A 25,034-nucleotide genomic window follows, 5' to 3' on the forward strand; every position below is an offset into this window, starting at 1 on the left:
CCAACGTTAAGCTGTTGAGTCGTTTTAAGTGTAATTCGGGGCAGAATTGGTAAAGAGAGTCGTGTAAAATATCGAGTTCGCACATTTTGTTGTCTGATTATTGATTTTTGGCGAAACCATTTGATCATATGACAAGATGTGTATCTACCTTAACTTAATGATTTTGATAAAAATCATTAGGGGATTCATCAGTGCATAATATTACTTTTCTGCTATATTTCATCATCACTTTTAATATATTTATTATGATTATGTCTTTGAAATATCGCCCTGATATTGATGGCCTTCGAGCCATTGCTGTTTTATCCGTTATTGTTTTTCATTTAAATTCACATTGGCTTCATGGTGGCTTTATTGGTGTTGATGTTTTCTTCGTAATATCGGGATATCTCATCACCAAAATCATTTATACTGATATTATCAATCATCAATTTAGCTTTAAAGTATTTTATCAGCGTCGAATTAACCGAATTTTGCCTGTTTTTTTTGTAGTAATGTTCACCACCGCCTTTGTAGCTTGGTACATGTTACTGCCAGATGATTTTATGTTATTTCTGAAAAGTCTAAAGTCAACAACTTATTTTTGGGAAAATATGTTTTTTGCTCAAAATACTGGTGGTTATTGGGATAAGTCTGCTGAGACAATGCCTATTTTACACACTTGGAGTTTAGCTGTTGAAGAGCAATTTTATATTTTTTTCCCTTTTGTGTTATTATTATTAACAGGTATTAGATATCAGACCAAAACAAAGTTAATCCAACTAAGTCGGAATAATATTTTATTTATATTAGTAGTTGTCGCATTAGTTTCATTTGCACTTGCTCAATTATCTCCTAAATCGCTAATTTTATCTAAATATAACTATTATTCGCTTGTGACCGGCCGTGCTGGTGAATTATTAATTGGTGGAATTATTGGCATTTTGTCAGTTCAACAGTCAAGCTCAAATAATAATCAGACTCCAAATCTACTTATAAAAAATTGTTTAAGTATCATTGGCTTTTTGATGATGGTATTATCTATTATTTTCCTATCTGAAAAACGATTATTTCCAAGTTTTTGGGCCATTATTCCAACTGTTGGTACTGCTTTAGTTATTTCTTGCTATGACAAACGAACTGTTATTGCTAAGTTGCTTTCAATTAAACCTCTTGTTTTTATTGGTACTATTTCTTACTCATTATACCTTTGGCATTGGCCGATCATTGTACTAACTAAACTATATTTATTTGTTGATAACTTAACAACTATTACTCAATATTTAGGGATCATTATTCTAATCATAGTGCTTTCATTATTTAGTTTTTATTTAGTTGAAAGACCTTGTCGTAAACACAGAAGAAGTTTCAAATTCTCATTCTTTACTTATTATTTAATTCCTTTTGTAATTATTGGCGGTGGGTATTATTTACAATATAAAACGCAATTTTTAAACTTTAGATATAGTAGCGAGCAATATAAAAATTATGTTGATTTAAATATTAAGGCTTTAAATGATGGAGCTAGTGATAAATGTAATAGTCAATTTCCTAATTGGATTAAATTTACAGATAATCAATGTAATATATATGAGAATGATGAGCTAGATTCTATTGCTGTTATAGGAGATTCCCATGCAGGACATCTTTATTATGGTTTAAGAAGAAATTTAGAAAATGGTGTGTTAGTGTTTCCTGCAAGTTGTGCGCTTCCGTTTTATAATATGTCTGATACAAATGAAAATGATCCTCAATTTAAAGTAAGATATAGAAACACTGAATTAATAAATTCTGCGTATGATTATGTTATTAAAAATGAAAAAATAACTACTGTTTTTTTAGCACACCATCCGAATTGTTCATTTCATTTTGTCGTCGATATTAATGATAAAAATCTCAATAATCACGATGTTGCCATTGAAAATGGAATGCGAAGATCTTTATCTATGCTAACTGAATCTGGAAAAAAAGTTATATTAGTTAAGGATAATCCAGCTTTACCTTTTGACCCTTATCAATGTGTTATAAAAATGATGAGAACAGGAAAGAATGAATGTTCATTTGATGCTAACATTCATAAAAATAATAGTGTGCTTTCAGATTATAATAATATTATAGATAAGGTGTTGTTAGATTATCCAAAGGCGTCATCTATAAATTTATCAGATTATTTATGTGATAAAGATAAATGTTATGTTGCAACTGAATCATTACTTTATCTAGATCGCAATCATTTAAATAAAAATGGATCAAATGTAGTCGTCAAAAAAATGATTCCGGATTTGGAAAAATTAGGATTAAAAAAACGGTGATTATTTTTTAGGGTTACAACCTATTTTAAATATTATAAAACAGCTGTAATAAAAGGCTGTTTTTTTATGTTTAACTTTTAAAATTAGTATTCGTTTTTAAGTTCAATGTGTTGTTTAGGCTATACTAATTCGTACAACTTTTTTAAGAGATAAGATAAACTACTCTGAAAAATGAAAATACGACGAAAAAAATGATGTGAAAGACAAACCTATACTGATGATTTTAAATAAAAGATGGTAATACTTTAGCAACAAGGTTAAACATGAAACGAATTAGTTTTAGAGTATGAGTTAACGTCATCAGCATCAGCATTAGCATTAGAAAGGTGGATAACAATACCACAATAGATTCATTCAAAACCGTAGATAATAAGTTGCTAGCCCTATTCAAAGAGAATAAACGGTTATTAATGGAAAAATGCGAGATCCTAAAGCAAGCTGAGTGTTGGGCAATATAAAACGGCAGAGAATGTTATGAAAGCCTTAAGCCAAATTAAACCACTATTATCCTCAATAGGAAAATTTCACTCAGACTGAGAAAAATTTTGATAATCAATTATTTGATGGTTTTTGATGTATTTGGTATTACTCGCTAGGATGTTCTTACGATAATGCTGTTTCTGGTGCAACATTTAAGCCAATTAAACTGAATTTGTAAAAATGAGATATTCACCAATTAGCTCTGATTTGTAAACTATGTAAATTCAATATCTTTACTTTATTAAAAATATTGAAGTAAGAATTAGTTATTGCTTTTTCTACAGCAAGTTCAAAAACAGCATTACCAAAAATCATTGAAAAATGGCAGCCTATGGAGTACCAGGCGCTTCTATTTTAGTATTATCAGCAACACTTGGTAGTGTTGGTATTCCACTAGAAGGCATCGGTTATATTATGGGTGTTGAACGTATTTTAGATATGGGTAGAACAGTTGTTAATGTTGTTGGTAATGCATTAGCGGCAATTGTTATTGCGCGTTGGGAACATGTCTTTGATGATAAAAAGGCAAGAGCCTATGAGCAAGAATATTTAAAATAGAAATTTACTCTAAAAAGCTTCAGGTAACTGAAACTTTTTTTATGCATCTAATTTAATAAATTTTATGATGTGATTATTGAAAACATAAAAAAACCCAGCTTAAGCTGGGTTTTTTATTGCTAGATAAAACTATTTAATTTTAGCTTCTTTGTAAACAACATGCTGACGAACAACAGGATCATATTTTTTGATCTCCATTTTTTCAGGCATGGTTCTTTTGTTTTTGCTAGTGGTATAAAAATGACCGGTACCAGCAGAAGAAACTAATCTAATTTTTTCACGTACACCTTTAGCCATGATATGGTTTCCTTATTAGTACTTTTCACCACGGGCACGAAGTTCAGCTAAAACTGCATCAATACCCTTTTTATCGATAGTACGCATACCTTTAGCTGATACACGCAATTTTACAAAACGTTTTTCACTCTCAATCCAAAAACGGTGAGTTTGAAGGTTTGGTAGAAAACGACGTTTAGTAGCATTCATCGCATGAGAACGATTATTTCCCACTAAAGGACCTTTTCCTGTTACTTGGCATACTCGTGACATGTCAATAATTCTCCAAAATTTCTATGCTTAAGCCTAGGGCGTAATATGTTAATGGAATTAACCTCGTCAGGCTTTTAGTTCGCTGCAGTTCTTTTGAGAAGCAGTCTCACCTCTCACACTACACCCATAATAATGAGGTAGCGAAGTATACGCTTTTACAGGTAAATTCTCAAGCATTATCTTATTTATGCACAAAAATAAGTTTCTAATTGAAAAAAATAAATATACCGAGAGTTGTTATTTTTAGCAAAACTATTATATCGTAGTTCATGTTGTGTTGTTCAATATAAAACTATTTAATTTTATAACAGATATGTTTTAATACTATTGAATTCAGATATTATCTGTTAGGCCTAATTTTCTTACTTTCAAGGAGATAGTATGAGTCAGTTCACGCCATACAGTATCTATGGCATTATCGGTTATCCACTAGGGCATAGTATGAGCCCACTTATTCATACAACGTCATTTCAAGATTATGGTATTCCTGCTGTATTGGTGCCATTTCCTACGCCACCCGAAGATATTGCTACTTTATTTAAATCAGTAAGATTACTTAATATTCGTGGTTTATGTGTCACTATTCCACATAAGCAAACTATTATTCCTTATTTAGATGAAGTTACCGAACATGTCAAAAAAGCGGGAGCAGCTAACTTAGTTTATTGGGATGGTGACAAACTTTGTGGTGATAACACTGATATTATTGGTTTTATGCAACCATTAGCACAAAAAAAACTACCTGCTGAGTATAAGAAGGTTTTACTACTTGGCGCTGGTGGTGCGGCTAGGGCTGCGGTTGTTGGTTTACAAGACCTTGGTTATCACGACATTACGGTAACGGATATTGTTACTGATCTTCCAGAGGCACTAGCTAAAGAATTTAATCTTAAAACGATTGCATGGGAAGATAGAGATAAAGTAGAAGCGCAAATTATTATCAATTCTACTCCATTAGGTATGCAAGGCAAATTTGAAGAGCAGACACCTTACGAACAAGCTTGGTTTAAAGGTAAAGGGATTGCATACGATATTGTATATACACCATACAATACCAAATTTAGACAAGAAGCAGAAAAAGCGGGATGGGAATCGATTTCTGGTCGAGAAATGTTTATTGGTCAAGCAAATGCCCAATTTAAAATTTGGACCGGTAAAGATCTTTCTGAGAAAGCAAAACAAGCTGTAATTGATGCCTTAACAGGAAAATAAAATTATAAATAGCCTCGCTCTCATTTTTATGGGAGCGATATTTTAAGGTTTTAGGTATTTAATCATCATTTTAAATATTTATTAAATCAATAAAGTAACTATGTTTAGTAAATTTAAAATTGATTAAAAAGGAGTAGTTATGACTAATTTAGAATTACAAGCGTATCGCCGTTTTTTAATGTTAAAAGTGTCAGAAGCAAGTGAATATATCGGTAAAACTGATGTCGAAACATGGCGTAAGTGGGAAAACGGTTCATTACCTATTCCTGAAAATGTGGCAATAGCTATGAAAGAATTAAAAGCTTTTCGCAACGAGAAAATAAAATTGATTATAAATAGCATTAATGACCGTGTAGGTAGTAATACCATTCGTTATTTTATGACTTATCCAGAATTCAAAAAAGTTAACCCAGACTTAGATGTGCTGCAATGGCGATTACATCAATCAATTGCCACTGAACTTTATTTTAGAGGATTAGAAAAATTGTGTTAATGACTATGTTTGACACAATAGTCTATGATTAAAATCGAATGTGTAATAAATTATTTACAGTTATTTTTTATTTATATTTATTTAAATCATATTGTTATGTTGATGTTGAATTAGACTGTAAAAAAATATTGCAAAAAGTTAAATGAATCTCTAGCATAGATAACTTATTTCCAGATCTGTATATTTAAAAGGACCCACAATGAAGAAAACAATTTTTTTAGTTGGCGCAAGAGCCGCTGGCAAAACAACAATGGGTAAAATATTAGCCAATAAGTTATCCTTTTCTTTTATTGATACAGATTGTCATCTACTCGAAACAACGCAAAAAACTGTAGCAGAAATTGTCGAAAAAGAAGGATGGGAAGGATTTCGAGCTAGAGAAAGCCAAGTGCTTATTGAGACAGCTAAACCCAATAGAGTTATTGCAACTGGTGGCGGTATGGTACTAGCTGAGCAAAATCGTCAGTTTATGAAACAGCATGGCACAGTTATTTTTCTCTCAGCTCCTGCAGCGACATTAGCGGCACGTTTGATGAAAGATCCAAATGTTGCCCAGCGACCATCATTAACGGGTATGTCGATATCCGATGAGATGGAAAAAGTGCTTGCTGAACGTTTACCTTTATACCATGATGCCGCTCATCATGTTGTTAATGTTGACCAAGATGAGAATTTAATTCTTACTGAAATATTGGAAAAACTGCAAACTAATTAAATTACCATTTTTTAAATAAAAATTATTTGTTTCGGGATAATGTTAGTACATCAATTTGTAATTTAAACAATCTATACATCATAAATTTATTAATTGTGAATATTCTTGAATTACAGTAAATAAATAGTCTATTAACAGTAAATAATTGATACATATTCCTTTCAGATAGTAGTCAACACTTGTATATTAATTGCGATTGCGTTTTTTTAGTCGCTTAAACTAGTTAAGTTAATATTGGAGTTTTACACATGGATAATCAAAGAGTCAATTCTTATGGGATTGCTGGCTCTATATATGCTAATTACATAATACAAAGTATTGCTTTAATTGTTATTATGCAGTTCGCAGAAGGCATTTCAAAACAGCTTAATACCGATGTAAATGTCGGTCTTGGTTATGTTGCATCAGGAATCGGTATTGGAAAAATTTTATTAATGTTTGTCGGCGGAATGCTATCTGATAAATTTGGACGAAAATTATTTATCTATTTAGGTATGGCTTGTTATATTGTCTTTTTCGTCAGTATGCCATTTTGTCATAATATAGATATTGCGTTTTGTTTAGCTATTGCCATCGGTATAGGTAACTCTTTCTTAGATACAGGGTCTATGCCTGCATTAACTGAATGTTTTCCTCGCTCATCTGGTTCGGCTAGTGTTTTGATTAAAGCTTTTATCTCAATGGGAAGTTTTATTCTGCCACTAATTGTTGGATTATTTTATAAATATGATATCTGGTATGGATGGGCATTTTTTGGTTTTACTGCCTATCTAATTATTAATGCAATCAATTTGCTACCAAAAAAATTTCCACCTAAAGATACCAGAATTAAAGGTAATCAAGGTTCTGATGATTACTTTATTCATAAACCAAATTTTGCTTTTGAAGGCGTTTTATTGATAATTATGGGATTCACAACCACCGCAACCTTTGTGATTATTTGGCAATGGCTACCTGCGATTGCAATTAAAGCGGTTAATATGCCATTAATTGAAGCTAAACAGCTTATTAGCTTTTATAGTTTTGCTTCAATCGTTTCTGTCTTTATCACTGCTTTTATAGTGAAAAAATTCTTGAAACCAATTTATTGTATTTTTATCTTACCTGCAATGTCATCATTGGTTTTATTATTATTTTACTTTGACCTATCGCCATTAATGTGTTTGGTCACCGCAATCGGGATGGGATTTTTTGCAGCCGGGGGTGTTCTACAATTAACCTTAGTTGTGATGCAACAAATGTTTCCAACACGTAAAGGACTTGCTGTGGGTTGTATGTATACTTTAAGTGGCCTGTCTTTCTTTATTATCCCGAGAGTTATCCCTGAATTGGCCAAAATTAATGTTAGTTATGCTATCTTAGCTGATTTGATAATGGCCGTAATGAGTACCCTACTAGGACTGATTGTTTACTGCAGATTTGTTAAAGTTATTGATATGAAGAAGATTTAAATGTGAATCACTCGAATAACTAAAATGATTACTGAGCCGTCTTAATGACGGCTCTTGTCTATAAGCATCGTTAATAAATTAATGTTTTGTCATTTCCTAGCGAATTTAATAAAAGTTTTTTCCTACATCAATATTGAACTTTAGCTTGTTGAACTTATCAAAAAACACTTGCTATTAACTAAAAAATAAATAAAAATACAAAAAATATGAATAAATATTCATTTTGGTGGTGATAAGATGAAAGAAAGAACAACTGAATTGGTTGATGGTTTAAGGCATTCGGTACCTTATATTAATGCTCATCAAGGAAAAACTTTCGTTATTTTATTAACAGGTGCAGTGCTAAAGAGTCATAATTATGCAAGTATTATTAGTGACATTGGTTTATTGCATAGTTTAGGCATTAAATTGGTTATTGTGAATGGTGCTCGTAACCAAATAGATGAATCACTCAAAAGTCATAATATCCAACCTAGATATCATAAAAATACTCGAATTACTGACGCAGCAACTTTAGACATTGTTAAACAGGTAACCGGATTATTACAGCTCAATATAACAGCAAGTTTATCAATGAGCTTAAATAATACGCCTTTACAAGGTGCACATATCAATGTTGTTAGCGGTAATTTTGTTATTGCACAGCCATTAGGTGTTGATGACGGAGTGGATTATTGTCACACCGGGAAAATTCGGCGAATTAATAATGAGGCAATTGATGAACAATTGAACCGAGGATCAATTGTATTATTAGGGCCTGTAGGGGTATCAGTTACTGGTGAAAGTTTTAACTTATCGTCTGAAGATGTTGCCGCTGAAGTTGCTATTCGCCTTAAAGCTGATAAATTAATAAGTTTTTGTGCTGAGCAAGGCGTGCTTGATGAAAACAATCATGTTATTACCGATCTGTTTCCGATTGATGCTGATAATTACGTTAACAACAAAGAGCAAAGTGGTAAGCATTTATCTAGTGAAGCGCGTTTTTTACGTGCTGCATCAAAAGCATGTCGCAATGGTGTGCGTCGTAGCCATTTAGTCAGTTATCTAGTGGATGGTTCTATTCTGCAGGAACTATTTTCTCGTGATGGTATTGGAACTCAAGTGTCAATGGAACATTCAGAACAAGTCCGTACCGCAACGATAAATGATATCGGTGGTATTTTAGAATTGATCCGTCCACTTGAAGAACAAGGTATTTTGGTTAAACGCTCAAGAGAACAGTTAGAAATTGAAATTGACAAATTTACCATTATTGAGCGTGATAATATGACGATTGGCTGTGCAGCTCTTTATCCATATCCAGAAGAAAAAATGGGCGAAATGGCTTGTGTAGCGATTCATCCTCAATATCGAAACTCATCACGCGGTGATCTATTATTAGAAAAAATTGCAGAAACGGCTCACAATTTGGGGTTAGAAAAGATCTTTGTGCTGACTACTCGTAGTATTCACTGGTTTCGTGAAAAAGGCTTTAATCCAGCTGAAGTCGATGACCTGCCTATTAAAAAGAAACAACTTTATAATTATCAAAGAAATTCGAAAATTTTAATGTTTGATTTAGTTTAACTATATCGAGTTTAAAAAGTCCAATTTATTCAAGTTGGACTTTTTTATTTTAACTAAATATAAGATGGCCTAATTATTAATTTGAGGTAAACGATCGCTATATCAATAAGCTATCAATATGTTTATATGCAGAAGATGAAAAATTGTTTATGGAAGAAATAGTATTTTGAAAATAGAAAAGATAAGCAAGATTAAAGGGGGATGAATACTATTGTTGGCTCACTTTAAATATAACAATTAGCATTTTGCAGAATTTGTAATGTAAATGATTTTTTTAAATAAAACCCTCGTGGACGTGTTAATATAATTTGGCCATTTTCACCAATAGCTTCAGTTAAAGCTTTTCCATTAGCAGCTTTAGGACGGATCTGTAAATAAGTACCATAACGGGCAGTAATCTTTTCAACCTGACCAAGTACAATCATATCCATCAACTCTTGCCAATCTTGTTTAAGTTGTTGCTCTTGTTGTTCAGTTGGTGTCCATAATATGGGGTGGCCAACTTTTCTCTGGGCTAGGGGTATACTTCGTTCTCCTTCAATAGGGATCCACAGAACTTTACTTAGTTTATATTTCACATGGCTTGTTTCCCAAATTACACCATGATTAGCCATTAAAGGGAGGACACTGACAAAAGTGGTTTCAAGTGGTTTACCTTGTTTATTAACTGGAATGGTTTTTAATTCGATACCTAAATTAGCAAAATCACGTTCGGCTTTACTACCCGCATTAGCGCCTAAAAAAGTTTCAATTAAATTACCTACCCACCCTTTTTGCTTATTAAGATTAGCTGGAATAGCAATATTTAAATAGTTAGCTATCTCACCGAAACTATAACCTGCAGCGAGTCTGGCTCGGTTTAATAATTCTTGTTCATTGCAAGGTTGGAAATTTTTCATTTAATCTGTTTTAAATAACTTTAATCATATCCACAACTCATTATATTGGCTGTGGATATTAAAATAAATCATTATTAACTTAGTTTTTCAACCCAATTAGCATAACTATTAATGATCAATGAAAGAAATGCTTTAGTTTTTTCACTAATATTACCATTTTCATCAAAAGCACTGTTAATATTACCAATATAAGCTTCTGGTTGTTGTAAAGTTGGCATATCAAGAAAGACCAGTGATTGTCGCAACTGGTGATTGGCACCGAAACCACCAATAGCACCTTGTGATACCGAAACTACCGCAGCTGGTTTTTGTGACCAAACACTTTTACCATAAGGGCGAGAACCCACATCTAAAGCATTTTTAATCACTGCCGGCAAGCCTCGATTATACTCTGGTGTCACAAATATAACACCATCACAATTGGCAATTTGTTGACGAAAACGTTCATAAGATTTTGGTGGCGTATCTACATCAATATCTTCGTTATAAAACGGTAAATCGCCAATTTCAATAATATTTAAAGAAAGTGATTGTGGAGCGATCTGTTGTAATACTTTTGCGACTTTTAAATTGTAGGAATCTTTACGTAAGCTACCCACAAGTACAGCAATTTTTTTACTCATCTTTAATTCTCCCTTACTCAAACGATAAAGAGACACAATATGTGTCTCTTATTCGGGATGATCACTCATAGCCACTAGATTTTAGTGACCAGAAGAGTCCAATTTACGGCCTGTTTCAAATAAGAACCATGCGCGTTTTTCAGTTTGATCTATCCATTCTTCAATTAAACTTGCTGTTGCCGAGTCATTATATTTATCACAAATATCATGGGCTACACGCATACGAGTAGTAAGTTTAATATTATCTTGGCAGAGTTCAGCTATCATATCTGATGGTTCAACAAAATCAGCATCGTTATCAGAGATACTCTGTAATTTTGAAATATGACCAATTGAACGTAGAGTTGTACCGCCTAATTTTCGGACACGTTCAGCAATTGGATCTGTCATTGCAAATAACTCTTCTCCATGATCATCTAACATTAAATGATAATCACGAAAATGAGGACCACTTACATGCCAATGAAAGTTTTTGGTTTTTAAATATAACGCAAATACATCTGCTAATACAGAGTTCATGGCACCGGAAATATCTTTTGATGCCTTTTGACCTAAATCAGTTGGAAACAAAATAGCTGCTTGTTGTAGCTTTTTTGCCGAAGTCGTACTTTTAGCCATATTAGATTCTCCTATTAATTGAAAAGTAAAATAACTTTGTAATACCAAATTACGCCAACTTATCAGTAAAAAACAGTCATTGTTAACTATTGCTGTTATATCAATAATCTATGAATAAATTAGCTAAAAAAATATTTACCAAATATTTAAAAAGAAATTTCAAAATAATGATTAACTTTTCAAACTATGATCAAATTAAAGTCATTTTAAATCATTTATAGCATCAATGTTTTTATCAATTAGATGACTTACTTTAACTCTGAATGACAATCTTGACTGATGCTCTATCTACTATTTTTAAAAATCTAAAACCACGAGATAAGTTAAATATTTATAAAATATAAATCAAAAAATTTGAGGAAAGGGGTTTTTTAGCCTGAAATTATTGGTTAAATTTGGTAACGCAACCTATAACTTTATTATTATATTAAAATTGCTCTAATCGTTACCAGTCTTTTTACTGAATAGCACTACGGAATTTTCGAGTATATGATTATTTGGATGGTCGTTATTAGTGTTATGTAATCTCTTAAATAATAACGACCAAAATCATTTTTAACGATAAAAATTAAAATAATAATCTTGCTCGAATAGTACCTGTTACACTTTTCAGCTTAATTAATAATTCTTCGGCTTTATTTTGTTCAACTCTATCAATATCAATAACAACATAACCTATTTTAGCATCAGTTTGTAGATATTGGGCAGAAATATTTAGACCTTGTTCAGCAAATAATGTATTGATAGCCGTTAATACCCCTGGTTGATTATGGTGAATATTGATAAAACGGCTTGAACCTTTTGCTGGAATCGGTAATGAAGCTTCAGGGAAGTTAACCGCTGAAAGGGTTGCACCAGTATCAGAATATTTCGCTAATTTGGTTGCAACCTCAATACCAATATTTTCTTGAGCTTCACTGGTTGAACCGCCAATATGAGGGGTAATAATAACATTATCAAATTTACATAAAGGTGATTCAAAAGGATCATTATTGGTCGCTGGTTCTGTTGGGAAAACATCAATTGCTGCACCATTTAGTTTATTGGTTTCTAATGCTTGTGTTAGCGCCTTGATATCAATCACGGTACCACGTGATGCGTTGAGCAATATTGCACCTGTTTTCATCATATCGATTTCAGGTTGGCTAATCATTTTAATTGTGGTTGGATTTTCTGGAACATGCATACTGACAATATCACTCATAGCAAGTAATTCCCGCATTGTTGGAATTTGTTTAGCATTTCCTAATGGCAATTTAGTTTCAATATCATAAAAATAGACATTCATTCCTAATGATTCAGCTAATACACTCAACTGGCTACCTATATGACCATAACCAATGATACCTAAATTTTTTCCTCGGGCTTCGTGCGAACCTGTGGCAAGTTTATTCCATTTACCCTGATGAGCTTTAGCATTAGCTTCAGGTACTCGGCGAAGTAATAATATTGCTTCAGCTAATACTAGTTCTGCCACAGAGCGAGTATTTGAAAATGGCGCATTAAAAACTGGAATTCCTTTAACCGTCGCTGCGTCAAGTTCAACTTGATTAGTGCCAATACAAAAGCAACCAATACCGGCTAATTTTGGTGCGGCATCGATGATGTCCTTAGTTAAATGGGTTCTGGAACGAATACCAATAAATCTGGCATCTTTTAAAGCTGTTTCCAGCTCAGATTTCGATAATGCGCCTTTATGATACTCAATGTTGTTAAAGCCCGCTGATTTAAGTGTTTCAACTGCACTAGGGTGGATACCTTCAAGTAATAGAAACTTATTTTCATCTTTCGTTAATGCCTGAACAACCATTTATTCCTCTCTATGCTTAATATTTTAATTGATTGCAAATACAAAATTATCCATCAAAAATGTAAATTTTTATTTTATTAATTCTTTTACACCAGAACGAGTACCGACTAAAGCGATATCAGCCCCTTTATTGGCAAATAATCCAACAGTAACTACCCCAGCAATGCTGTTAATACGATTTTCCAATTCCATTGGTTTGGCAATAACAAGGTCATGAACGTCTAAAATAACATTACCATTATCGGTAATAACACCTTGGCGATAAATTGGTTTGCCACCAAGTTTGAACAATTCTCTAGCAACATAAGAACGAGCCATAGGAATCACTTCTACGGGAAGAGGAAATTTGCCAAGGACATCGACAACTTTAGATTCATCAACGATACAAACAAATTGTTTAGCTAAAGCTGATACAATTTTTTCACGAGTTAACGCTGCTCCACCTCCTTTAATCATTTGCATATGATGATTAATTTCATCGGCACCATCGACATATATATCTAAACTATCAACTTCATTGCAGTCTAATACGGGGATTCCATAGCTTTTTAATCTTTCAGTTGATGCTTCTGAACTAGAGACAGTTCCTTTTATCTGATCTTTTATTGTCGCAAGTGCATCAATAAAATGCGCCGCAGTAGACCCAGTTCCTACGCCAACTAATGAATCAGGCTTAACATATTTTAGTGCTGACCAGCCTACAGCCTTTTTTAGTTCATCTTGTGTCATGATATCACCGTATGTAAATATGATTTTGATCAAAAAAAATTTAAAATTTTAAAAGCAAAATTGTTCAATATATGGCATAGTAACCAATTGGAGAGCAAAAATCATTAGTATTTTAAGAAAATCTATAAAGTTTTAGATCGATTTCAAATTTTTTGCAAAATAAAAATAGCTTGAATGACCAAGCAAAGATCAAATCATTAGTAAAGAGATTATGAAGCGTCCAGATTATAGAGCATTACAAGCATTAGATGCAGTGATAAAAGAACGAGGATTTGAACGAGCGGCCGATAAACTGTGTATCACACAACCAGCGGTTTCGCAACGTATTAAGCAATTAGAAAGCTTTTTTGGTCAGCAACTATTAGTACGAACTATTCCTCCAAAAGCAACCAAGCAAGGTGAACATCTTCTCGGATTATTGCATCAAGTTGAATTATTAGAGCAGCAATGGTTAGGTGATAATGAACAAAATACCACACCATTGTCATTATCAATTGCTATTAATGCCGATTCTTTAGCAACATGGTTTTTACCTGCATTAAAACCCGTTCTCGATAAAAATATTTTACGTTTTGATATTCAAGTTAAAGATGAAGAGCATACCTTAGAGCTTTTACGCTTAGGTACTGTTGTAGCTGCAATTAGTATTCAACCAAATCCTTTACCAGGATGCTTATCAGATTTATTAGGCGCATTAGATTATATCTTTGTTGCTTCGCCCGAATTTGCAAAAAAATATTTTCCGAATGGAGTAACCCGTTCATCGCTTTTAAAAGCACCAGCGGTTGCTTTTGATCACTTAGATGATATGCATCAAGCCTTTTTACAGGAAAATTTTAATTTGACACCAGGCAGTGTAATTTGCCATATCACTAGTTCGTCAGAAGCTTTTGTTCAGTTAGCTAAACAAGGCTCTGCATGTTGTATGATTCCTATGTTACAAGTTGAGCAAGAGTTAAAAACAGGCGAATTAGTTAATTTAACTGAAGGTTTATTCCAAAGGCGAATGCTGTATTGGCATCGCTTTGCTCCTGAAAGTAGTGTAATGCAAAATATCTCCGAAACATTAATTCGTTATGCGCAGCGAATATTATCTCAGCCAGCGGAACGAAAATAACTGCCGCATAAACTATTTATAGCTAACTAACTTGTTGCTTTAACTATTTTATTAGCAACTAGCAAATTTATAGAACTAAAAGATGAGCCAATTGAAAAACGATCGTTACTTACGCGCATTACAGTGTTTGCCGGTAGATTACACGCCAGTTTGGATGATGCGTCAAGCTGGTCGCTATTTGCCTGAATATCGACAGCTTAGAGCAAAAGCAGGTGATTTTATGACAATGTGTCAAACGCCAGAACTCGCATGTGAAGTGACTTTACAACCGTTGCGACGCTTTGAACTTGATGCCGCAATTATCTTTTCTGACATCTTAACCATTCCTGATGCTATGGGACTTGGATTATATTTTGAAGCTGGTGAAGGTCCAAAATTTGAAAAAACAATTTCTAGTTTGGTAGATATAGAACAATTGCCAATACCCGATCCAGAACTATCACTTAAATATGTGATGGATGCTATTCGTTTAACTAAGCAAGAGTTAGCCGGTAAAGTCCCCTTAATTGGCTTTTCTGGTAGTCCATGGACATTAGCCACTTATATGATTGAAGGTGGTAGTAGTAAAGCTTTTACAAAAATAAAGAAAATGCTTTATTGTGAACCAAAAGCGTTACATCTATTATTGGAAAAATTGGCTAATAGTGTGGCACTGTATCTAAATGCACAAATTGATGCCGGTGCGCAAGCGATTATGATATTTGATACTTGGGGTGGGGTACTTAGCCATCAAAGTTATCGTGAATTTTCTTTGCATTATATGCAATTAATTCTTTCGCAATTAAAGCGTGGTAAGAAATGTGACAATATTACTTCTTATGTCCCTGTTACGCTATTTACTAAAGGGGGCGGTTTATGGTTGGATACAATTTGTCAATCAGGAAGTGATGCAATAGGCGTTGATTGGACAGTGGATTTGAATCTAATTGCTCAAAAGGGTAATATAGCTATACAAGGTAATTTAGATCCTTCAATATTGTACGCTAACAAAGAAACCATAGAGTCTCAAGTTGAATCTGTTCTGACTGATTTTGGTCACTATAATGGTCATATTTTTAATTTAGGGCATGGTATTCATCAAGATACCCCAATTGAGCATGTACAATATTTAGTTAATGCAGTACATCAACAGTCCAAAAGGTTCCATTTATGATTAAAAATCCAGTTCAATTGAGAATAGCAAAGCTAGCTGTGTGGCAACAGCGTTTATTTATGATTTGTTTATGTGAACGAATGTATCCAAACTATGTTTATTATTGCCGTTTACAACAAGATGAACAATCAGCTGTTGGCTATAAAAAAATTCTTGATTTAATCTGGGAGTCATTATTAGTAGAAAATGTTAAAATCAATTTTGATTTACAACTTGAAAAACTGGAATTGATAATTCCAATCCTCAACGAGGATAGTCCGTATATGGTTTATCCTGCTATTGATGCTTGTCAGGCACTGAGTGAGATTTTACATTCTTATATTAGTGGTGAAATAGTCGAACATTCGGCTAAAGTAAGTAGTATCTCGGCTACAACCGTGGCTGAATTTGAAATGACTAGGGATAATATTGAACTTTCGGAGCAAGAACAATCGCAATTACCTAGTGTTGTTGAAGAATTTGACTTACAATGGGATATTTTTCGATTATTAAGTAATGAAAACAATGAAATGGTTGATCTAATTAAAGGCCTAAAGGAAGATATAAGATTGACTAAAACGAGCAATATTGGTGTTTTTTTGAGCAATTAAGTCGCTTACGGAGTGATTTTTTTAATTTTTATTAAATTTTTCTTTAACATTACACAAATATAGACTACATTTAACAACAATGTAATCTGAATAATGTTTACAGAAGCAAAATTAAGTGATTAACTTTGCTAAAAAAATGTTAACTTTAACAATAAAATAAATATGTAAGGATATCTCCATGAATAAAACAGAACTTGTAGATGCTATCGCTAGTAAAGCTGATATTACTAAAGTTGCCGCTAAAACAGCGTTAGAAGCAACTCTTGCTGCTATCACTGAATCACTAAAAGCTGGTGAGCCGGTTCAACTAGTTGGTTTTGGTACATTTAAAGTTAATGCTCGTAAAGCTCGTATTGGCCGTAATCCAAAAACTGGTAAAGAAATCAAAATTGCAGCAAGCAAAGTGCCTGCATTTGTTTCGGGTAAAAGCTTAAAAGAAGCAATCAAATAATATTACTGCTTTTTTTCCTATCATTATTGATAGGGTAGCATCTAAGGCCATACATGGATAAGTTATGGCCTTGTTGTTAATCTCAAATTCTCTTCTTTTTTCTTTTTAGAATCTGTTTGTTTTTCTTAATTATTATCAATTTTTATCAATATAGTTAATTAGACAATTTGCTAAATTTAGCATTCAATAGATTGGCTAAATCAGCTGGAGATATTTCAATTTCTAATCCTCTTTTGCCACCAGAAACCAACATAGTTTGGTACTGTTTAGCACTAATATCAATCAGTGTCGGTAATAATTTTTTTTGACCCAATGGGCTGATTCCACCCACTATATAGCCAGTCGTTTTTTGTGCTAAATGTGGATCTGCCAACTCAATTTTTTTACAATCTAGTATTTTAGCAACTTGTTTTAGATCTAAAGAACAATTAACTGGTATAACACAAACAGCCAATGTCTTATTATCACCATTGATACTCACTATTAAAGTTTTAAATATTTGACTAGTAGCAATATTAAGTTCTAATCCAAGCTTATTTGCGGCTTCTTGACCATAATGAGTCTGATCGGCATCGTGCTGATATTGATGAATATTAAATTTTATTTTCTGATTTTTTAGTAATCTAATGGCTGGCGTCATAATAATAACCGTAACATAAAGATTTTTGGTGAGAATTAGAAATTAATAATCCCTATTAAATTTTATTAATAGGGATTAATGATAATTAAGAAATTATTAGTTTGTTATTATCGTCTGATTTTGTCGATTCAATATTATTATTTATGCTGTATAAACGATAAAAGAAGCTAAATATAAAGAAATCAGCAAACACACCTAGTGAGGTAGATATAACATCAAAAACAATATTTTTTCCTAAAGAACTTATACCATTCAGTATTCCAGTAAAAATAACGCTGATTAAAATCATTAAAACAGGCGCTTTCCAATTTTGGAAGAAAAACATGTGGCAGGCGTTAAATCTTTGAAAAAAAGGCGTCGAGTTAGGTTGTGCTGCTGAAACGAGAAAATAATTAAAAATCGACTTATAAATTACTAAAGCCGTACAACCTATCACCAATATTAATAGCAATGATACCATTTTGGGTACAAGCAATCCTATTATGCTGAAGACCAGTAAGAATAAAATAGCGATAGGAATACAAATTAACATATATAAAACAGAAAAACCAAGTATATTCAGGCATATTGGTAGTATTCGTGACAATATTAAACTTGGATTAAGTTTGTTACTCATTGATAAATTACAGATAATGCTTAATATTATTGAAACCAAAACTATATTCACTAAATATAGAATTATGACGGTTTTCATAAAATAATCGGGAATCATACCGAATTGATTAAAATACTCTAATTCTACCATTAGTTGGTTAGGATTAATTACAGAATATATAACTAAAGTATTAATTAAACCAAGTACAATACTTGATATTGCTATTAGGGAAAATCGATTACGGATAAAGTTAATCGTTTGTTGAAAAATAGCTGTAAATGAAAGGTTTTTTTGTGAATCCATCATGTTTCCTTATATGTGGTAATACAAGTATTACCACGGTGTATAAATTCAATTTAATAATTATGATTGTAATAATGAAATATCGGCAACTTTCAAAAATAAATTTTGTAGTTTCTTTAAAAGAGCCAAGCGATTTAATTTAATTTTTTCATCATCAACCATTACCATAACTTTCTCAAAAAAGGTATCTATAGGTGCTTTAAGTGATGCTAATTCAACTAAAGCCTCTTGATATTGTCCCTTAGCAAAATAAGGCGCTAACTTATCTGTTAATACCGCTATTTGCATCGCTAATTCGCCTTCAGCACCAGCTTCGAGCAATGAAGCGTTAATATTTTCAGGAATAGTATCTGCGGTCTTCGATAAAATATTTGATACTCGCTTATTAGCTTCAGCTAATGAAGAAGCTTCTGGCAACGTTCTAAAATGTGTTACAGCGTTGACACGGGCATCAAAATCAGCCGGTCTAGTTGGATTGATAGCTAGTACAGCTTGAATCGTATCGATAGCAAATCCTTTTTCTTGATACCAAGCTCGGAATCGACCTTGCATAAAGTTGACAATGTCTTCAACAACATTTTGGTTAGTTAATTTATCACCATATAATGATGTGGCAAAATTAGCTAATTCAACTAAATCAATAGGTAAATCTTTTTCAACAATAATGCGTAATACGCCAATAGCTGCTCGACGAAGCGCAAAAGGATCTTTATCTCCTTTTGGATGTTGTCCAATACCAAAAATACCCGCTAATGTATCCATTTTCTCTGCAATTGAGACCGCACTAGCAACCGCTGTACTTGGTAACTCATCACCAGAAAAACGTGGTTTGTATTGTTCTTCAATAGCCGTGGCAACTTCGATACTTTCACCATCTTTAATCGCTAAATATCGTCCCATAATGCCTTGAGTTTCAGGAAATTCAAATACAGTATTGGTGACTAAATCACATTTAGTTAATTTTCCTGCTCGTTTGGCTTGTTCAACATTAGCGCCTGTTTTTTCAGCAATAAAACCTGATAAAGCTTCAATGCGGAGTGCTTTATCTTTAACTGTACCTAATTGTTGTTGGAATAAAACAGTTTCAAGGCGAGGAAGACGAGCTTCTAAGCTTTGTTTCAAGTCTGTTTTATAAAAGAATTCAGCATCAGCTAAACGTGGGCGTACGACTTTTTCATTACCTGAAATAACAACTTGCGGATCTTTGGACTCAATATTGGCAACAAAAATGAAATTTGGTAACAATTTTCCTTGTTTGTCATAAACAGGGAAATATTTTTGATCGCCTTTCATGGTATATACCAATGATTCAGCTGGAACCTCTAAAAATCTTTCTTCAAATTTAGCAGTCAATACCACTGGCCATTCAACTAATGATGAAACTTCTTCAAGTAAGCTTTCGGTTAAGTCTGCTTTACCATTAAGTTTAGCTGCTGCTTCTTCAGCTTGCTGTTTAATGATTGATTTTCGCTTGTTATAGTCAGCGACGACTTTACCACGTTGCTCAAGAATTTCTGGATATTGATCCGCATTATCAATAGTAAATTGTTGCTCACCCATAAAGCGGTGACCACGAATGATTCGGTTTGATTGAATATCTAAAATGATACCTGGTACTAGCTCATCACCATATAACATCGTGACTGTATGACTAGGTCGAATAAATTCAACTTGACGAGCTGCCCAGCGCATCGGTTTAGGAATCGGCAATTTATTTAAGGCATTTTTAACCATATCACAAAGTAAATTGACAACAGGTTGACCTTTTTGATTGTGAGTATAAGATAGCCATTCGCCTTTATCGGTTTGAATTCGTTCTGCTTGTGATATATCAATCCCACAACCACGAGCCCAACCTTCTGCTGCTTTTGTCGGATTACCATTTGCATCAAATGCTGCACTGACTGCGGGGCCTCTTTTAACGATTTGGCTATCTGGTTGAGTATCATTTAAATTCAAAACTTTTAATGCTAAACGGCGTGGTGATGCATACCAAAGTACTTCACCATGTTCTAAATTAGCATTATCAAGTTGTTCAATAAAATTAGCTGCAAAGCTTTCAGCTAAAGTACGGAGTGATTTTGGTGGTAACTCTTCAGTACCGATTTCCACTAAAAATGTTTTTTGCATAATATATCAACTCCTACTTTGCTGCATTTGGTTTAGAACTTGAATTTTGGCACATTGGAAATCCTAGTGCTTCACGAGATGCGTAATATGCTTCAGCCACCATTTTGGTTAATGTTCTGATTCGCAATATATAACGTTGGCGTTCGGTTACCGAAATTGCTTTACGAGCATCTAATAAATTAAAACAGTGAGCTGCTTTCAAAATACGTTCGTAAGCTGGTAATGGTAGTGGTTTTTCTAATTCAAGTAATAATTTTGCTTCTTTTTCATGTTGTTCAAAACAATAAAATAAGAAATCAATATTAGCGTATTCGAAATTATAGGTTGATTGTTCGACTTCATTTTGATGAAAAACATCTCCATAAGTAGTTTTACCAAATGCTCCATCGCTCCAAACTAAGTCGTAAACACTATCTACACCTTGGATATACATTGCTAGTCGTTCTAATCCATAGGTAATTTCACCGGTGACTGGTTTACATTCAAGCCCACCGACTTGTTGGAAATAGGTAAATTGCGTCACTTCCATGCCATTTAGCCATACTTCCCAACCTAATCCCCATGCACCTAATGTTGGGTTTTCCCAGTTATCTTCTACAAAACGAATATCGTTGATAGTTGGATCAAGGCCAAGTTCTTTTAAAGATCCTAGATAGAGTTCTTGGATGTTATCTGGTGATGGTTTTAAGATAACTTGAAATTGATAATAATGCTGTAACCTATTTGGGTTTTCACCATAACGACCATCAGTTGGGCGGCGAGATGGTTGAACATAAGCTGCATTAATTGGTTCCGGACCAAGTGCTCGTAGACAGGTCATTGGATGAGAAGTACCCGCACCGACTTCCATATCTAATGGCTGAATCACTGTACAACCTTGATTAGCCCAGTAATCTTGTAACGTAAGTATTAAACCTTGGAAGGTTTTGACATTAAACTTTTGCATGATGTTATCTTTATGGTTGAATTAATTTTTCTACAAATTAAATAGTGCTACATTTTATACTTTTTATTAGAGCTTGTGAAATGCCTAATTACTTTATATTGATTAAGCTATACATGATAGTTTTCATTTTGCATCTTTAGCCATTTGTCGGTATAGTGAAGCCATCTATATTGCTTGGTAAAAAATCAAAAATAAAAAGGCCATGTCTATTTATCATAAACTGTTGATTATATTTTTTATTGGATTAATAAATACACACTTTGTGTATGCAGATGATAATCAACAATTACAATCGTTACGTCGTTCAATCGAAGAACAAGAGAAACGTCTAGCAGAGCAAAAAAAAGAGCGAACGCAATTAATTAATGATCTTAAAGATCAAGAGACAGAAATAGCAAAATTACTAACATCAATTGAGAAAAATAGTCTTACACTTAAAAAGTTAGACAGTGAAATCATTTCTTTAATTAAACAAATCGATGATTTAAAAATTAAACAACAACAACAACGCAATGAGTTAGCCAAACAGTTAGAAAGTGCTTTCAAGTTAGGAAAAAACACCAACTTTAAACTCATTTTTGCTAGCGAACAAAGTGAGCGTAATGAACGTCTTATTACCTATTTTCGTTATATTAATGAAGCAAGACAACAGCAAATAAATATGCTTCGTGAAACACAAGTTCAACTTAGTGAAAAGAAAACGGCTTTGAAAAAGACACAGAGCACGCAAAAAACGCTAAATACTAAACAGAAACAGGAACAGTTAGCGCTAGAAAAAAATCACCAGAATCGTAAAAAAACTATCAATTTGCTTGAGTCTTCAATGCAGAAAAATCAACAGAAATTAGACGAGTTAAAGAATAACGAAGCAAAATTACAGGCTAGAATTGCCCAAGCGGAACGAGAAAGTCGAAAAATAGCCGAAGAAGAGGCAAGGCAAGCAAAAAATATAGAAGAAAAACAACAAAAGAATACTAATTACACACTTAATGCTAACGAACGGGCATTAATGGCTCGAGTCAGTGGTATTGGTAAACCGCAACACCAATTTAATTGGCCAGTAAATGGTAATACTATTCATCGATTTGGTGAAACATTACAAGGTGAACTACGTTGGAAAGGTATGGTTATCGATGCCAGAGATGGCACTCAAGTTAAAGCTATTGCTGATGGACGAGTTATTTTAGCCAGCTGGTTACAAGGTTATGGATTTGTTGTTGCACTTGAACATGGTAAAGGCGATATGAGTTTATATGGTTATAATCAGCGCGTTTTAGTTGAAGTAGGCGAAAAAGTTCGAGCTCAACAGCCAGTTGCTATTGTTGGCTCTAGTGGCGGTCAAAATACCGCTGGTCTTTATTTTGAAATTCGTCGAGATGGTAAAGCATTAGATCCAAGTGGCTGGTTAAAATGATAAAAAATCTGTTAAAAATAGGAGTATTACTTTTCTTATTTAAAGCTAATAGTGTATTAGCAGCAAAATTAGCATTAGTTATAGATGATTTTGGTTATCGCCAGCACAATGAAGAACAGATTATCTCATTTTCTCCTAACATCACTATTGCCGTTCTACCTCATTCGCCTAATGCTAGACGGATTGCGACTATTGCCCATCAACATGGTAATGATGTTATTATTCACTTACCCATGGCCCCTTTGGGAAAACAACCTTTAGAGAAAGATACTCTATTTCCCTATATGAGTGAGTTAGAAGTAAAAAGAATCGTTGATGATGCGGTCTCCCGTGTGCCGTATGCTATTGGTGTGAATAATCATATGGGCAGTTTAATGACTGCAAATTTAAATGGTATGCATAACGTGATGAAGGCGTTAAGTCACTATTCCATGTTTTTTTTAGATAGTAAAACGATAGGTAAGACCCAAGTAAAAAACGCAGCAAGTGAATACAATATAGCGGTTATTGGACGCGATGTATTTTTAGATGATCAGCAAAAAGAATATGCTATCGCTCAGCAGTTTGATTTGGCAATAAAAATTGCCCACAAAAATGGTCATGCCATTGCTATTGGCCACCCTCATCCACAAACTGTGAATGTCTTACGTACAAAATTAGCTAATTTACCTGATGATATTGAATTAGTAAAAGTTAGTCAGTTGATTACATCACTTCCAACTAAAACTAAACTTAAACCGACATTTAAAGATATATTTGAAAAATATAAAAAACGATTAACAGATCTATCAAATGTTAATCCTATTGAGCAGCAGTAATTATTGTTTTTCAAGTGTTCGATGACGAATTTGAACTTGTTTATTTTGTGCTTTAAAAAACTCAGCTAATTGCTCAGCGATAAAAACAGAACGATGTTGTCCACCGGTACAACCAATGGCAATAGTTAAATAGCTACGGTTATTTTTTTCTAACATAGGTAACCATTGTTGTAGATAATTGGCGGTTTGATAAATGAAATTCGTTACCTCATCATGTTTTAATAAATAGTTTTTAACGGGTTCATCTAAGCCGGTTAATGGTCGTAAAGAGATATCCCAATGGGGATTCGGTAAAAATCTAACGTCAAACACAAAATCAGCGTCGACGGGTAAACCATGTTTAAATCCAAATGATTCAAAGATCATGGTTAATTCTCGTTCTTTCTTACCTAAAACTCTGGTTCTAAGAATAGTTGATAACTCATGAACAGAAAGGTTGTCGGTATTTATCATCAAACTTGCATGTGATTTTAAAGGCTCTAAATAGGTTTCTTCTAGATCGATGGCTTCTTCTAATGAATATTTTTGATTAGTAAGGGGATGTATTCGTCTGGTTTCGCTATAACGTCGAATTAGTGTATTACGACTACAATCAAAAAAGATTATTTCCGGTGTAACCGAAGAGGGTAAGCGTTGGAGGACATCATGATTAAAATCAAAATTATCAGGCAAATTTCGAATATCTAGACTGACTGCAACAGGGGTATTATTATCTTTTAATGATTCAGCAAGTTGGGGCAATAACGCAATAGGAATATTATCAACACAATAAAATCCCATATCTTCTAGTGCACGTAATGCAATTGATTTTCCTGAACCTGAACGGCCACTTACTATCAATAATATCACAATATCAACTCCAAAATAATTGGTGTTCTAGTAT

The 25,034-nt window shown here is 33.3% G+C and carries 25 protein-coding genes and 1 pseudogene; 13 read left to right on the forward strand and 13 right to left on the reverse strand.

Annotated features, from left to right (window positions below):
* Positions 1–85 (reverse strand): transposase (locus H3T56_RS11605; protein WP_072075904.1); only part of this gene is annotated, 85 nt, incomplete at its 3' end.
* Positions 86–191: 106 nt separating this feature from the next.
* Between H3T56_RS11605 and H3T56_RS04410 the strand changes: the two genes are divergently transcribed.
* Together H3T56_RS04410 and H3T56_RS04415 are read left to right on the forward strand one after the other, a co-directional pair.
* Positions 192–2,291: an acyltransferase family protein gene (locus H3T56_RS04410; protein ID WP_198192123.1), complete on the forward strand. Its 2,100-nt coding sequence runs from the start codon at positions 192–194 to the stop codon at positions 2,289–2,291.
* 676 nt (positions 2,292–2,967) lie between these two features.
* Positions 2,968–3,329, forward strand: a pseudogene (locus H3T56_RS04415) (cation:dicarboxylate symporter family transporter); the annotation flags it as partial.
* Between the two features lie 129 nt (positions 3,330–3,458).
* On the opposite strand, the gene rpmG reads toward H3T56_RS04415, so the two are convergent.
* Both rpmG and rpmB read right to left on the reverse strand, forming a co-directional pair.
* Positions 3,459–3,626, reverse strand: coding sequence for a 50S ribosomal protein L33 (gene rpmG / locus H3T56_RS04420; RefSeq protein ID WP_034884348.1), 168 nt, complete (start codon positions 3,624–3,626; stop codon positions 3,459–3,461).
* Positions 3,627–3,641: 15 nt separating this feature from the next.
* The gene (rpmB, locus tag H3T56_RS04425; RefSeq protein ID WP_034884345.1) at positions 3,642–3,878 is read right to left on the reverse strand and encodes a 50S ribosomal protein L28; all 237 of its coding nucleotides are present in this window, start codon (positions 3,876–3,878) and stop codon (positions 3,642–3,644) included.
* A 381-nt stretch (positions 3,879–4,259) separates the two neighbouring features.
* Between rpmB and aroE the strand changes: the two genes are divergently transcribed.
* The 5 genes from aroE (at position 4,260) to argA (ending at position 9,315) form a co-directional block, all read left to right on the forward strand.
* Entirely contained in the window at positions 4,260–5,090 is an 831-nt protein-coding gene (gene aroE / locus H3T56_RS04430) for a shikimate dehydrogenase (RefSeq protein WP_086354172.1), read from the forward strand.
* A gap of 139 nt (positions 5,091–5,229) precedes the next feature.
* Positions 5,230–5,583 (forward strand): DUF1870 family protein, encoded by a 354-nt coding sequence (locus H3T56_RS04435; RefSeq protein ID WP_065578256.1) that lies wholly within the window; start codon positions 5,230–5,232, stop codon positions 5,581–5,583.
* A gap of 199 nt (positions 5,584–5,782) precedes the next feature.
* Complete coding sequence (gene aroL, locus H3T56_RS04440; RefSeq protein WP_198192124.1) at positions 5,783–6,298, forward strand: shikimate kinase AroL; 516 nt, start codon at positions 5,783–5,785, stop codon at positions 6,296–6,298.
* A gap of 248 nt (positions 6,299–6,546) precedes the next feature.
* Positions 6,547–7,749, forward strand: coding sequence for an MFS transporter (locus tag H3T56_RS04445; protein ID WP_198192125.1), 1,203 nt, complete (start codon positions 6,547–6,549; stop codon positions 7,747–7,749).
* Between the two features lie 237 nt (positions 7,750–7,986).
* Positions 7,987–9,315, forward strand: a complete 1,329-nt coding sequence (gene argA / locus H3T56_RS04450) for an amino-acid N-acetyltransferase (protein WP_065578259.1) — start codon at positions 7,987–7,989, stop codon at positions 9,313–9,315.
* A gap of 224 nt (positions 9,316–9,539) precedes the next feature.
* Here argA and mutH read toward each other — a convergent pair whose 3' ends face one another.
* From mutH to rpiA, 5 genes are all read right to left on the reverse strand, one after another.
* Positions 9,540–10,214: a DNA mismatch repair endonuclease MutH gene (gene mutH, locus H3T56_RS04455; protein ID WP_065578260.1), complete on the reverse strand. Its 675-nt coding sequence runs from the start codon at positions 10,212–10,214 to the stop codon at positions 9,540–9,542.
* A gap of 74 nt (positions 10,215–10,288) precedes the next feature.
* The gene (locus H3T56_RS04460) at positions 10,289–10,837 is read right to left on the reverse strand and encodes an NADPH-dependent FMN reductase (RefSeq protein WP_065578261.1); all 549 of its coding nucleotides are present in this window, start codon (positions 10,835–10,837) and stop codon (positions 10,289–10,291) included.
* Positions 10,838–10,918: 81 nt separating this feature from the next.
* Positions 10,919–11,455 (reverse strand): Dps family protein, encoded by a 537-nt coding sequence (locus H3T56_RS04465; RefSeq protein ID WP_065578262.1) that lies wholly within the window; start codon positions 11,453–11,455, stop codon positions 10,919–10,921.
* Positions 11,456–12,023: 568 nt separating this feature from the next.
* Positions 12,024–13,265, reverse strand: coding sequence for a phosphoglycerate dehydrogenase (serA, locus tag H3T56_RS04470; protein ID WP_086320736.1), 1,242 nt, complete (start codon positions 13,263–13,265; stop codon positions 12,024–12,026).
* A gap of 69 nt (positions 13,266–13,334) precedes the next feature.
* Positions 13,335–13,994: a ribose-5-phosphate isomerase RpiA gene (rpiA, locus tag H3T56_RS04475; protein WP_198192126.1), complete on the reverse strand. Its 660-nt coding sequence runs from the start codon at positions 13,992–13,994 to the stop codon at positions 13,335–13,337.
* A gap of 211 nt (positions 13,995–14,205) precedes the next feature.
* On the opposite strand from rpiA, the gene H3T56_RS04480 reads away from it, so the two are divergent.
* The 4 genes from H3T56_RS04480 (at position 14,206) to H3T56_RS04495 (ending at position 17,305) form a co-directional block, all read left to right on the forward strand.
* A complete protein-coding gene (locus H3T56_RS04480) occupies positions 14,206–15,111 on the forward strand; it encodes a LysR family transcriptional regulator ArgP (RefSeq protein WP_065578265.1) in 906 nt (301 codons plus the stop codon).
* Positions 15,112–15,193: 82 nt separating this feature from the next.
* Positions 15,194–16,264 (forward strand): uroporphyrinogen decarboxylase, encoded by a 1,071-nt coding sequence (hemE, locus tag H3T56_RS04485; protein ID WP_198192127.1) that lies wholly within the window; start codon positions 15,194–15,196, stop codon positions 16,262–16,264.
* Complete coding sequence (locus H3T56_RS04490) at positions 16,261–16,854, forward strand: YjaG family protein (RefSeq protein WP_086357141.1); 594 nt, start codon at positions 16,261–16,263, stop codon at positions 16,852–16,854. The genes hemE and H3T56_RS04490 overlap by 4 nt, the downstream gene beginning before the upstream one ends.
* Positions 16,855–17,032: 178 nt before the next feature.
* A complete protein-coding gene (locus tag H3T56_RS04495; RefSeq protein ID WP_065578268.1) occupies positions 17,033–17,305 on the forward strand; it encodes an HU family DNA-binding protein in 273 nt (90 codons plus the stop codon).
* A gap of 154 nt (positions 17,306–17,459) precedes the next feature.
* On the opposite strand, the gene ybaK is transcribed toward H3T56_RS04495, so the two are convergent.
* From ybaK to glyQ, 4 genes are all read right to left on the reverse strand, one after another.
* Positions 17,460–17,945, reverse strand: a complete 486-nt coding sequence (ybaK, locus tag H3T56_RS04500) for a Cys-tRNA(Pro) deacylase (protein WP_065578269.1) — start codon at positions 17,943–17,945, stop codon at positions 17,460–17,462.
* 85 nt (positions 17,946–18,030) lie between these two features.
* A complete protein-coding gene (locus H3T56_RS04505) occupies positions 18,031–18,843 on the reverse strand; it encodes a hypothetical protein (RefSeq protein ID WP_065578270.1) in 813 nt (270 codons plus the stop codon).
* Between the two features lie 60 nt (positions 18,844–18,903).
* A complete protein-coding gene (glyS, locus tag H3T56_RS04510; RefSeq protein ID WP_370545508.1) occupies positions 18,904–20,976 on the reverse strand; it encodes a glycine--tRNA ligase subunit beta in 2,073 nt (690 codons plus the stop codon).
* A gap of 10 nt (positions 20,977–20,986) precedes the next feature.
* On the reverse strand, positions 20,987–21,919 hold the full coding sequence (glyQ, locus tag H3T56_RS04515; RefSeq protein WP_065578272.1) for a glycine--tRNA ligase subunit alpha: 933 nt from the start codon (positions 21,917–21,919) through the stop codon (positions 20,987–20,989).
* A gap of 202 nt (positions 21,920–22,121) precedes the next feature.
* Here glyQ and envC point away from each other — a divergent pair, with 202 nt between their 5' ends.
* Positions 22,122–23,333 carry a murein hydrolase activator EnvC gene (envC, locus tag H3T56_RS04520; protein ID WP_198192129.1) on the forward strand — a complete coding sequence of 404 codons (1,212 nt, stop codon included), beginning with the start codon at positions 22,122–22,124 and terminating at the stop codon, positions 23,331–23,333.
* On the forward strand, positions 23,330–24,151 hold the full coding sequence (locus H3T56_RS04525) for a divergent polysaccharide deacetylase family protein (RefSeq protein WP_065578274.1): 822 nt from the start codon (positions 23,330–23,332) through the stop codon (positions 24,149–24,151). The genes envC and H3T56_RS04525 overlap by 4 nt, the downstream gene beginning before the upstream one ends.
* Here H3T56_RS04525 and rapZ read toward each other — a convergent pair whose 3' ends face one another.
* On the reverse strand, positions 24,152–25,000 hold the full coding sequence (gene rapZ, locus H3T56_RS04530) for an RNase adapter RapZ (protein WP_065652084.1): 849 nt from the start codon (positions 24,998–25,000) through the stop codon (positions 24,152–24,154).
* Between the last annotated feature and the right edge of the window lie 34 nt (positions 25,001–25,034).

Origin of the sequence: Gilliamella sp. W8123, assembly GCF_016101085.1 — a bacterium.
In the GTDB taxonomy this organism is placed as follows: Bacteria; Pseudomonadota; Gammaproteobacteria; order Enterobacterales; family Orbaceae; genus Gilliamella; species Gilliamella apis.